Raw genomic sequence first — 11,414 nt, 5'->3', positions numbered from 1 at the left:
TTTTATGTCAGTCTCAGGTTAAGCGACCATTGCGCTGTCATAAAAATGTCATAATTGAGACATTTTGCTGTAATTAAATTAATCTATTTTCCCTCCTGCACCTTATTTTGAATTTGACGAATAGATTTCTTTGTTGATTCTCAATATCCCATTAGGAGGGATTATGAAACTGATGCGTACCACCGTAGCCGGCATAATGGCAGCGACGTTTTCTTTGACAACCTTGTCTGTATTTGCTGCCACTAGCTTAACCGGGGCAGGTGCGACATTTCCTGCGCCGGTGTATGCCAAGTGGGCGGATTCTTATCAAAAAGAGACAGGTAATAAAGTCAATTATCAAGGCATTGGTTCTTCCGGCGGTGTAAAACAAATTCTGGCAAACACCGTTGATTTCGGTGCTTCCGATGCCCCTTTATCCGATGAAAAGTTAGCTGCTGATGGTCTGTTTCAGTTCCCGACAGTCATCGGTGGGGTGGTACTGGCGGTCAATATCCCAGGGATTAAAGCCGGTGAATTGACACTGGATGGTAAAACGGTGGCTGATATTTATTTAGGTAGAGTGAGAAAGTGGAATGATCCAGCAATTACGCAATTAAATCCGGGAGTCAAACTTCCGGAGCAAGATATTGCTGTGATACGTCGTGCTGACGGTTCCGGTACCTCCTTTGTATTTACTAGCTACCTCTCTAAAGTGAATAAAGAGTGGCAAGAAAAAGTTGGCGCCAGTTCCACCGTAAGCTGGCCTATTGGTTTAGGCGGTAAAGGTAATGATGGGGTTGCCGCATTTGTTCAGCGTCTGACGGGTTCCATTGGTTATGTTGAATATGCTTACGCGAAACAGAATCATTTGGCTTATACCAAACTGGTATCTGCTAACGGTAACGTGGTTAGCCCGACAGAAGAGAGTTTCAGTGCCGCAGCGAAGAAAGCGGAATGGCATAAAACCTTTGCTCAGGATTTAACAAACCAACAAGGTGAAAATGCGTGGCCGATGACTTCCACCACATTTGTTCTGGTTCATAAACAGCAAAAAGATGCAGTGAAAGGGGCGGAAGTATTGAAATTCTTTGATTGGGCTTATGAGAAAGGCAGTAAACAGGCAAAGGATCTGGATTATGCCACTCTGCCCAAAGAGGTGATTGAGCAAGTTCGCGCCGCTTGGAAAACCCAGATAAAAGATAGCAATGGTAAAGCCCTGTATTAAGTCGTGTTGATAGTGATTGTTTTAACTGTCGATTGTTTTGAATATCGATCGCTTTAAAGATCGATCGTTTTAAATATCGATTAAATTTGTCGTTTTAATTTCTCCCTCCATTTAAGGAGGGAGTTAACCCCGAATGAGAATAAGCTCTATGGCCGAACAAAAAACGGCAATGAAAGCACCCAGTAAAAATGGCGATATTATTTTCGGCGCACTGGTTAGGCTAGCTGCGCTGATAACTTTATTTTTGTTAGGAGGCATCATTATCTCGCTGATTATTGCCTCCTGGCCTAGTATTCAGCAGTTTGGCATCTCTTTCCTCTGGCAGAAAGCGTGGGATGCCCCGGCAGAGCAATTTGGCGCCTTAATACCGATTTACGGTACGTTGGTGACTTCGCTGATTGCGTTGATTATCGCCGTGCCTGTCAGTTTTGGGATTGCTCTGTTCCTAACGGAACTGGCGCCTAACTGGCTGAAACGTCCGCTCGGTATTGCCATTGAGTTACTGGCCGCCATCCCAAGTATTGTGTATGGCATGTGGGGGTTGTTTGTTTTTGCGCCGCTATTTGCCGCCTATTTCCAGCAGCCTGTCGGCAATCTCCTCGGCAGTATGCCGATTGTGGGGGAATTATTCTCCGGCCCTGCCTTTGGTATCGGTATTCTGGCCGCAGGCGTCATTCTCGCTATCATGATTATTCCTTATATCGCCTCGGTTATGCGTGATGTTTTCGAACAAACGCCGGTGATGATGAAAGAATCCGCTTATGGTATCGGTTGTACGACTTGGGAAGTGATCTGGCACATCGTGTTGCCTTACACCCGAAATGGGGTAATTGGCGGTGTCATGTTGGGCCTTGGTCGTGCGTTGGGGGAAACGATGGCGGTGACTTTTATCATCGGTAATACCTACCAGCTCGACAGTTTTTCACTGTTTATGCCCGGTAACAGCATCACTTCTGCGCTGGCGAACGAATTCGCGGAAGCAGAGTCTGGTTTGCATACCGCAGCATTGATGGAACTCGGTCTGATTCTATTTGTAATCACCTTCATTGTGCTGGCGCTGTCGAAATTGATGATTATGCGTCTGGCGAAGAATGAGGGGCGCTGATATGGCAACCATAGATAGACAAAAGCCTACTGATGTAGATGTACGTAGCCGTAAACAGGCATGGCGTCGTCAAAAAAATCGCTTCGCGCTACTGTTATCAATGGCGACCATGCTGTTTGGCCTGTTCTGGCTGGTGTGGATTCTGTTTTCGACCGTCACCAAAGGTTTCGACGGCATGTCATTGGCGTTATTCACCGAAATGACGCCACCACCGAATACGGAAGGCGGCGGCTTGGCAAATGCCATTGTCGGCAGTGGATTATTGATCCTGTGGGCGACGGTTATCGGTACGCCTCTGGGGATCATGGCGGGTATCTATTTGGCGGAATATGGTCGCCGCTCATGGCTGGCAGAGGTGATCCGCTTTATAAACGATATTTTGCTGTCAGCCCCTTCTATTGTCGTCGGTTTATTCGTTTACACTGTCGTTGTAACGAAAATGCAGCACTTTTCCGGTTGGGCGGGGGTGATTGCTTTGGCGTTGTTACAGGTGCCGATTGTGATCAGAACCACGGAAAACATGTTAAAACTGGTTCCTGATAGCCTGCGCGAAGCCGCTTATGCCTTAGGTACACCGAAGTGGAAGATGATTTCAGCCATTACGTTGAAAGCGTCGGTATCCGGCATTATCACCGGTGTACTGCTGGCTATTGCCCGAATTGCCGGAGAGACGGCGCCATTGCTGTTCACCTCCCTTTCCAATCAATTCTGGAGTACCGATCTAAGCCAGCCAATTGCGAACTTACCGGTCACCATCTTTAAATTTGCCATGAGTCCATTCTCCGAATGGCAGCAACTGGCGTGGGCGGGCGTATTATTGATCACCCTGTGTGTATTGCTGATTAACATTGTGGCGCGTGTGCTGTTTGCCAAGAAAAAGCACTGACTGATATTTTCAACAGAGAGAAGTAAATGAGCATAGTTAATGATATCGCTAGCAGCAAAATTCAGGTCCACAATCTGAACTTTTACTATGGCAAATTTCACGCGCTGAAAAACATAACGTTGAATATTGCAAAGAATAAAGTGACCGCTTTTATCGGCCCGTCGGGTTGCGGTAAGTCTACGTTGTTACGGACGTTCAACAAAATGTATGAACTGTATGGTGAACAGCGGGCGGAAGGTGAAATTTTGCTGGATGGCAATAATATCCTGACTGATAAACAGGACGTGGCGCTGCTACGAGCCAAAGTTGGCATGGTATTCCAGAAACCAACGCCATTTCCGATGTCTATTTACGACAATATCGCGTTTGGTGTCCGTCTATTTGAAAAACTCTCCAGAGCGGAAATGGATGAACGTGTTCAATGGGCTTTGACGAAAGCGGCATTATGGAATGAAACCCGGGATAAGCTATATCAAAGCGGATACAGTCTATCTGGCGGGCAACAGCAACGTTTGTGCATTGCGCGTGGCATTGCGATTCGTCCAGAAGTTTTACTGTTGGATGAACCTTGCTCAGCCCTCGACCCGATTTCTACCGGTCGTATTGAAGAGTTGATCAGCGAATTGAAATCTGAATATACCGTGGTGATTGTGACGCATAATATGCAACAGGCCGCGCGTTGTTCAGACCACACTGCGTTTATGTACCTTGGTGAATTAATTGAATTTAGTGATACAGACACATTGTTTACCACACCAAAAATGAAACAAACGGAAGACTATATTACCGGTCGTTATGGTTGATTACGGGGCGTAGCATGGACAATCTGAATCTCAATAAACATATTTCTGGTCAGTTTAACGCTGAACTGGCACATATCCGTACCGAACTGATGGCAATGGGTGGACTGGTGGAGGAGCAACTCACCAAAGCGATTACCGCGATGCACAATCAGGATGCCGCATTGGCGCGTGAAGTGATTGAGGATGACCATAAGGTCAATATGATGGAAGTGGCGATTGATGAAGCGTGTGTTCGCATCATTGCTAAGCGCCAGCCGACGGCCAGTGATCTAAGGCTGATTATGTCAATTTCGAAAACCATTGCTGAGTTGGAAAGAATCGGTGATGTGGCGAATAAAATTTGCCAGACGGCACTTGAGAAATTCTCACATCAGCATCAACCCCTGTTGGTTAGCTTGGAATCCCTTGGCTGCCACACCATCCAGATGCTGCACGATGTTTTAGATGCTTTTGCCCGCATGGATGTGGAAGAAGCGATTCGGATCTATCACGAAGATAAAAAGGTGGATAAAGAGTATGAAGGTGTTGTCCGCCAGCTTATGACTTATATGATGGAAGATCCCCGAACCATCCCAAGTGTACTGACCGTCCTGCTTTGTGCCCGTTCTATCGAACGGATTGGCGATCGTTGTCAGAACATTTGTGAATTCATTTTCTACTATGTTAAAGGGCAGGATTTCCGGCATGTAGGTGGTGATGAACTGGAAAAGCTGTTGACGAAAGATAACGAGTAACTTGCTGACAATGCTGGTATTATTGCCAGCATTTTTTTGTCTAATAATTCTTAATAGTTATAAATATAGTTATTTATATTATTTCATGCACTATAGTGAAATTGATAGCTTGTGATGATTAATAAAGAATTAATTACCGTCAGGGGTGTTTAATGAAATCTCGTATTCTTATTACGACGTTATTGGCTGGGTTAGCACTGGTTACCGGTGCCGCGAAAGCGGATAAACTGGATGATATTAAAAAAGCCGGCACAGTGCGGATCGCTGTTTTCGACAGTAACCCGCCGTTTGGTTTTATTGATCCGCAGACCAAAAAACTGGCGGGTTATGATGTGGATATCGCAAACGCGATTGCCAATGATCTGGGTGTTAAATTAGAGCTGCGTCCGACTAACCCGGCAAACCGTTTACCTCTGTTGGCATCAAAGAAAGTTGACTTGATTGCCGCCAACTTTACCGTCACTAATGAACGTGCTAAACAAGTTGATTTTTCAATCCCTTATTTTGCCACCGGGCAAAAATTTATTGCCCGTAAAGGTGTTTTAAAATCGCCCGAAGACATCAAAAACTTACGTATCGGCGCTGATAAAGGAACAGTACAGGAGATTACACTGCGCGAGCATTATCCGACAGCCAAAGTGATCTCGTATGACGACACGCCTCTGGCCTTTGCTGCGCTACGTAACGGCAATGTGCAAGCCATCACGCAGGATGATGCTAAGTTAGTCGGTCTGCTGGCTAATGTACCGGAAGCCCAGAAAGCCGAGTTTGAGATCTCTCCTTTTAGCATCACCCGTGAATATCAGGCAGTGGCTGCGGCGAAAGGACAAGAGCGCTTGGTTGAGGCGGTGAATCAAACTTTGCTGAAACTGGAAAAAGAGGGTGAAGCCGCGGAAATTTATAACCGTTGGTTTGGCCCGGAAACTAAGTCCGCCCAACCGCGAGGTGACTTTAAGTTTGCGCCGTTGGAGCAGCAAACAGAGTCCTAATAAGTGATAAACCCTTGGTAACTAGCCTCGCCTGTTGTTGCGGGGCTTTGTCATTGGTAATACCTGGTAATCGTAAGATATGTTTGAGTTATTTGTTACAGAACAGTTGCTTGCTCCCCAATACTTGGGGTGGCTTTGGCAAGGTTTCCTGATTACGCTGTGGATATCCGCTTGTACCGTTGTAGCTTCCACCTTGCTAGGGTTTGCACTGGCTGCTGCCCGTGATAGCCAACTGAAAATTCTCCGTTGGTCGGTAACTGCTTACACCACGCTATTTCGCAATACGCCTTTGCTGGTGCAACTGTTTTTCTGGTATTTCGCCTCAGGGCAAATACTGCCGCAAGAGGTGATGCTTTGGCTGAACACGCCTCATGAAATTAATTTGTTAGGTCTATCATTGGTCTGGCCTTCATTCGAATTCCTGGCTGGATTTATTGGCTTAACCCTCTATTCAGCACCATTTGTAGCGGAGGAGCTACGTGCTGGTATTCAGGGGGTAGGGCGTGGGCAAAAGTATGCAGCTCATGCATTGGGACTTACCGGCTGGCAGGCAATGCGTTATGTGGTGTTGCCGCAAGCGTTGAAGATCGCAACGCCGCCATTGCTGGGACAATATATGAACATTGTGAAAAACTCGTCACTGACAATGGCAATTGGCGTGGCTGAGTTGTCATATGCTTCGCGTCAAGTAGAAACCGAAACATTGAAAACATTTGAAGCATTCGGTGTGGCGACAGTGCTATATATCGCCACCATTGCCGTCATGGAAGGCTGGGGGCAATGGCGTCAACAACAAGCTATAGCGAGAGGACATTAAAATGGATTTTTCAGTCATTGTAGAAAACTGGCGCTATCTACTGTTAGGTACGTTTCCTGATGGTCCTCTTGAAGGGGCGGCGTTGACAGTGGTTATTAGCCTGATGGCTGGGGCGATTTCAATTGTATTGGGTACGGTTGCCGGTATTGCTTTGGCAATGCTGAAAGGCTTCTGGGTTAACCTGTTAGCGGCAGTGTTGGGCTTTTTCCGGGCAATTCCCGTCATTATGTTGATTTTCTGGACTTACTTCCTGTTGCCGGTGATGCTTGGTATGGAAATTCCAGAAATTACCACAGTGGTTTGCGCTCTGGCGTTGATCACATCGGCTTACTTGGCTCATGGGGTGAAAGCGGGGATTATTGCGATTGGCGCCGGTCAGTGGCAAGCAGGGCTATCATTAGGTTTCAATCGCTGGCAGGTACTTTGGTACATTGTGTTGCCACAAGCGTTGCGTATGATGGTACCTTCCTTTATTAATCAGTGGATTGCGCTGATAAAAGATACCTCTCTGGCTTATATCGTTGGCGTGGCGGAACTGTCATTTCTGGCGACTCAGGTTAATAACCGCAGCATGGTTTACCCGACAGAAGTCTTTTTATTTGTCGCGTTAATTTATTTCGTGATGTGTTTGGCACTGGAATTGACAGCAAACTATCTTGTTCGTCGCTTCACTCTACAACGTAGGAAAATATCTCTTTTCCGTTTCTGGCGAAAAGAAAAATTAGTGTTGGCTCCCCAATGTTAGTTTTTCTCTTTACTTAATTATCTAAGATATAATCTCCCTATTTTAACGATAGGGAGATTGTTAATGTTAATTTATTCGCCGGTTAAAAACATTATTAAAGTCGGCTCATTTTTTTAAATATATTGTTTGATTATCTGATTCACATTTTCATCCGTCTTTTTACGGATAAAAAAGAATTAATAAAGTCAATTTTTTCTCATTTTTCACTAATGGTTTTATAGTAGTCAGGTTTTGAACTGTTATGAAAAGCGATTATTTTAACCTTTTGTTTTAATCGGCATCAGGTTTTAACCGGGTTTTTACCACTGTTAACATCTGATTTTTATTAATTTTAATCATCATGGAATATTGTGTTTTACATTTAAATAGCCTCGCTTTTTATCTTTATAAATCAACTGGTAAATAGCTTGATGATATAAAGACACCACTTTGTTATTTTTCGGATAATTCCCTTTTTTCAGGGCTTAAATCATGCAAGATTAACCGTTTTTCCCGTTTTTTATTATGTTATTTTTATGGCTGGCTTCGTAAAATAACGCAGAGAGCGTTTAAACATCAATTTGTGTGGATGATATTATTTTTGTTGTGATTTCTTTTCAATTCTTTGTTAACGGTTAATGGAGTTCGATTAAATGCAATTAACTGTCATTTTAAAAAATCACACTTATAGTTAAATCTAAATCTAAATCTAAATCTAAATCTAAATCTAAATCTTAAATAAAAAATTTAATATTTCTGTATTTGTGCTTTTAAATGGTGGTGGTAGGTTAGGTAAATGTGACATTAACTGAGGTAATAACCTCCGATACATGCATTAAACATAGCTGTGAATAGGAGGAGTAATCACTCTTCACCTTTTAAAAATCTGACATTAATGAGGGGTATGCTTTTTGGCTAATCATCGAAAAAAGTAGCTTGCGATCGCTAAAAAAGGGAAAACCAGTAAAAAGAGAAAGTGAATCTTTGTTGTTTAAAAAACTCTACCATATTACCAACAGCACCCTTATTCGGCTGATAAGGTTGTTTATTCTTCCTAACAATCGAAGCAACCGAAGCCTTACCGCCGATAGCACCACCAATACTGGCAGATTCTACCGCCTCTTTGGCTATCAGTGCACCTTTTTCCCAAGCGGGCAACGAGTTATACAGCAGCCTTAAATCGTTTTGATTTTCTGCCGTCACAAACTGGCTGATATGGTGGGTATCTTCTTCTGACAGGCCAAACATCCATCTCAGACCACTGATGGCATCCGCTGTTTTTGTCCCACCTTCCATTTCGGCCTGATAGGTCAATGTACATAACCCACCATTCCCGGCACAGTGAGACAACATTTCTGCCCGTTGCGCAGCGCTCAGTTTGTTGTATTTGTTCCAGATTGATGCGCGACTGAACTATTGGATGAGCTAAACCTACTTTTAGCAATTACATTTTCAGAACCATTGGGAACCTTATATCCATTTGACGTTATCCTCTTTCCGACTAAGGCTAAAGCCTTTGCGCCATAAGTCATGGAACCGATGGTAGCGGCGGTGCTGGCGGTAACTTCCCTCTATCACTGTAGCCTCCGTAATCGTAATGACTGCAAAACAACTAGATTCAAAGAAGGGAAAGAGCCCGACTCTCTGGTCGGGATCTAATCTATTATAAAGTCCGTTTAACTGCGGCTAGCCAATCTTCCCACATAGCTGGGTCTGCTGGGCCAATTGAATCATCCCAGATCGTCCAATCCATTGATCCCAATAAACAACCGATATCATCTGACTTCGTTAATTCGTATTCATGCTCCAAAAAATAAAACATAGCTTTGTAAGCTTGTTCTATTGTAATCATCTTATTGTCCATTTTTACTACCTCTTGGTTTTAGTGAAGATAGTCCTGTTTGAGGGTCATATGATTTAGGTGGATTATTTATCCCAGCATTTATTACTGTATCCCCACGAGTTTGAACCCAAGCTTGAGTTCCATCCGGCAACGTGCGTGCAGACCAACTGTTACCATAACGATCACCACCTAAAATAGCCGTTTTATCATTTGCAACATCCAATATTAATTTTCTGTTTTCAGGAGTATCAGCAATGTGTCCTTCCGCTTTGCGGAAAATATGTCCAACTCGTGACTTAGGAATAGTTACCTGATTATTTGGTCTTACAGATGATTCACTATTAATACGTACATTACTTTCTTTCCCTATGTTAGTTGATTTATTTCCTCCAACAATCGAAGCAACTGAAGCTTTACCGCCGATAGCACCACCAATACCGGCAGATTCTACGGCCTCTTTGGCTATTAGTGCATCTTTTTCCCAAGCTGGCAGCGGGTCATATGATTGTTCAAAGGTTAAAAAAAATCCTAGCATTGAATGCTAGGATCTTTCTGGTTTAAGGGAGTTGAGCAAGTAAGGATTTTACTTGCTCTGTATCTTCTGGATGTAATTGAAGATATTTCTCACAGGCTAGTTTTATATATTCAAAGCCGATGGATTCAGGAACGATAACTTCGCCTTCCCACACACCGAACATTATCCCTTCAAAATGGTATTCAGGATCTGGATCTGTTAAGTCTGGGAAGATGCAATAGGTTTCATTTACTCCACATCCTGTTTTATTTAAGAGAAAAGGGAGGGTCCATAATAATTTATCTTTCAAATTCAGTGAGTTAAAGAAATCCTTCACAACCCACTCGGGGTCATTGTCATAATCTATTTTTTTAAAAATATATTCGTTCATTACTTTGTCACCGGAAAGAAATTAAGCACAGTACCTGTTTTTTGATCCAAATAAACTTGGAACTTTACGCCACCCGCTGTTGATGTGTATTCTCTAACACCAGAAGTTATAGCAGATTTATAACCATTTATTGCAGCTTGTTGCCCAAGAGCCAACATCTGCTGGTCAGAGAAAATTTTTGGATCATAAACTGTTTTAGTAAAGACTTTTTCTTTATATCCAATAACATTTCCAGCTCTGTCATAGGCTGGGATTTGATATGAAATTTCAGTAATACCATCTATTGAACCGGGTGTTTTTCCTATAATTTTTACACCATTAGCAGATGTCATTTGATTAAATACGTCAGCATTATGTGTACCACTTATCCCTTTTTAGAAAGGGAACGACAAGAAATTTAAAATTTGTTTTTTTAAGACTTATTGTTCATCAAATCCATATATATATCATAATTATCTTTCTCATAACATATAATATTGATTTTAGAAATGTGAGGAGCCTTGTTTAAATATGAAGAAATTGTGTCTAAAGCAATTTTAGCCGCCAGCTCTTTAGGGAATTTATAGGTTCCAGTACTAATATTGGGAAAAGAAAGTCTTTTGGCATTGTAGATCTTAGATAATTCAAAACAACTTAAATAAGATCTTTCTAATAATGAAAATTCATTATTATTACCGCCATTCCAATGTGGACCTACAGTATGGATCACGTATTTAGCGGGCAAATTACCCGCACTTGTAATCACTGCTTCACCAACTTTGCAGCCACCCTGTTTAGCTCTAATTTTTTGACATTCTTCTAAAATAATTTTTCCACCTACTCTATGTATTGCTCCATCAACTCCACCACCACCAAGTAAAGATGTATTAGCTGCATTAATGATAGCATCAACAGCAACTTTTGTTATGTCACCTAATATAATTTCTACTTTATTTTTCATTTAGTAATATCCTTAAAAACACCTCTACTCCAGTTTTGCAAGATTGTTTTTCTTCTGGTGAATATATGACATTCATTACCTGCTTATCTAAAATACAATCATATATGTCTATACTTAGCCAGCCATTAGACCATATATCAATAGTCCCTAGTTTTCCACAGCCCTCAAATTCAATTCGCTCAAGATTACCAAATTCACCATCAGCAAAAAATGAATATTCAAAAGAATAATTTCTTAAAAGAGGTTTTATATTTTTATCAAAGTCATGTATGTTCATTTAATATCCTCATTTTATATCAACAATGGTAATATTCTTAATTTCAGGTAGTTGTTGACCGCTTTGTTTATTCAGTAAAGATTGTTGTGATTTACTTGCATCAGGACCAATCATTTTAAACCATCCATCTTAAGCCACTAATAGCATCCGCTGTTTTTGTCCCACTCCTCTTTTTAAATAATTTTCT

The 11,414-nt window shown here is 42.3% G+C and carries 15 protein-coding genes; 8 read left to right on the top strand and 7 right to left on the bottom strand.

Translation table 11 applies throughout. The features are described from left to right. Positions 1 to 163: 163 nt before the first annotated feature. From pstS to EAE93_RS12065, 8 genes are all read left to right on the top strand, one after another. Positions 164 to 1,204, top strand: a complete 1,041-nt coding sequence (pstS, locus tag EAE93_RS12100; protein ID WP_214039755.1) for a phosphate ABC transporter substrate-binding protein PstS — start codon at positions 164 to 166, stop codon at positions 1,202 to 1,204. A gap of 148 nt (positions 1,205 to 1,352) precedes the next feature. Then, complete coding sequence (gene pstC / locus EAE93_RS12095) at positions 1,353 to 2,309, top strand: phosphate ABC transporter permease PstC (RefSeq protein WP_105397664.1); 957 nt, start codon at positions 1,353 to 1,355, stop codon at positions 2,307 to 2,309. A gap of 1 nt (position 2,310) precedes the next feature. Then, complete coding sequence (gene pstA, locus EAE93_RS12090; protein ID WP_036813688.1) at positions 2,311 to 3,195, top strand: phosphate ABC transporter permease PstA; 885 nt, start codon at positions 2,311 to 2,313, stop codon at positions 3,193 to 3,195. A 26-nt stretch (positions 3,196 to 3,221) separates the two neighbouring features. Next, positions 3,222 to 3,998, top strand: a complete 777-nt coding sequence (gene pstB / locus EAE93_RS12085; RefSeq protein WP_036813691.1) for a phosphate ABC transporter ATP-binding protein PstB — start codon at positions 3,222 to 3,224, stop codon at positions 3,996 to 3,998. A gap of 14 nt (positions 3,999 to 4,012) precedes the next feature. Beyond that, positions 4,013 to 4,732 (top strand): phosphate signaling complex protein PhoU, encoded by a 720-nt coding sequence (phoU, locus tag EAE93_RS12080; RefSeq protein ID WP_036813694.1) that lies wholly within the window; start codon positions 4,013 to 4,015, stop codon positions 4,730 to 4,732. A gap of 152 nt (positions 4,733 to 4,884) precedes the next feature. Beyond that, a complete protein-coding gene (locus tag EAE93_RS12075) occupies positions 4,885 to 5,721 on the top strand; it encodes an ABC transporter substrate-binding protein (protein ID WP_040153401.1) in 837 nt (278 codons plus the stop codon). Positions 5,722 to 5,800: 79 nt separating this feature from the next. Then, on the top strand, positions 5,801 to 6,538 hold the full coding sequence (locus tag EAE93_RS12070) for an amino acid ABC transporter permease (protein WP_036813699.1): 738 nt from the start codon (positions 5,801 to 5,803) through the stop codon (positions 6,536 to 6,538). Between the two features lies 1 nt (position 6,539). Further along, positions 6,540 to 7,283 carry an amino acid ABC transporter permease gene (locus tag EAE93_RS12065; protein ID WP_036813701.1) on the top strand — a complete coding sequence of 248 codons (744 nt, stop codon included), beginning with the start codon at positions 6,540 to 6,542 and terminating at the stop codon, positions 7,281 to 7,283. A gap of 924 nt (positions 7,284 to 8,207) precedes the next feature. Here the strand turns inward: EAE93_RS12065 and EAE93_RS12060 are convergent. From EAE93_RS12060 to EAE93_RS12030, 7 genes are all read right to left on the bottom strand, one after another. Next, positions 8,208 to 8,615 (bottom strand): hypothetical protein, encoded by a 408-nt coding sequence (locus EAE93_RS12060; RefSeq protein WP_036813703.1) that lies wholly within the window; start codon positions 8,613 to 8,615, stop codon positions 8,208 to 8,210. A 310-nt stretch (positions 8,616 to 8,925) separates the two neighbouring features. Further along, the gene (locus EAE93_RS12055) at positions 8,926 to 9,126 is read right to left on the bottom strand and encodes a hypothetical protein (RefSeq protein WP_036783417.1); all 201 of its coding nucleotides are present in this window, start codon (positions 9,124 to 9,126) and stop codon (positions 8,926 to 8,928) included. Continuing rightward, on the bottom strand, positions 9,116 to 9,640 hold the full coding sequence (locus tag EAE93_RS12050; RefSeq protein ID WP_110086694.1) for a hypothetical protein: 525 nt from the start codon (positions 9,638 to 9,640) through the stop codon (positions 9,116 to 9,118). The genes EAE93_RS12055 and EAE93_RS12050 overlap by 11 nt, the downstream gene beginning before the upstream one ends. A gap of 22 nt (positions 9,641 to 9,662) precedes the next feature. After that, entirely contained in the window at positions 9,663 to 10,010 is a 348-nt protein-coding gene (gene cdiI, locus EAE93_RS12045) for a ribonuclease toxin immunity protein CdiI (RefSeq protein WP_214039754.1), read from the bottom strand. Further along, the gene (locus tag EAE93_RS12040) at positions 10,010 to 10,342 is read right to left on the bottom strand and encodes a CdiA family toxin C-terminal domain-containing protein (RefSeq protein WP_214039753.1); all 333 of its coding nucleotides are present in this window, start codon (positions 10,340 to 10,342) and stop codon (positions 10,010 to 10,012) included. The genes cdiI and EAE93_RS12040 overlap by 1 nt, the downstream gene beginning before the upstream one ends. Positions 10,343 to 10,422: 80 nt before the next feature. Beyond that, positions 10,423 to 10,950 carry a macro domain-containing protein gene (locus tag EAE93_RS12035; protein ID WP_214039752.1) on the bottom strand — a complete coding sequence of 176 codons (528 nt, stop codon included), beginning with the start codon at positions 10,948 to 10,950 and terminating at the stop codon, positions 10,423 to 10,425. Beyond that, positions 10,940 to 11,227 (bottom strand): hypothetical protein, encoded by a 288-nt coding sequence (locus EAE93_RS12030; RefSeq protein ID WP_214039751.1) that lies wholly within the window; start codon positions 11,225 to 11,227, stop codon positions 10,940 to 10,942. Before EAE93_RS12030 ends, EAE93_RS12035 begins: the two co-directional genes overlap by 11 nt. Positions 11,228 to 11,414 lie beyond the last annotated feature (187 nt).

Source organism: Photorhabdus akhurstii (assembly GCF_018448925.1).
Taxonomy (GTDB): domain Bacteria; phylum Pseudomonadota; class Gammaproteobacteria; order Enterobacterales; family Enterobacteriaceae; genus Photorhabdus; species Photorhabdus akhurstii.
This window is presented reverse-complemented; position numbering and strand designations above follow the sequence as displayed.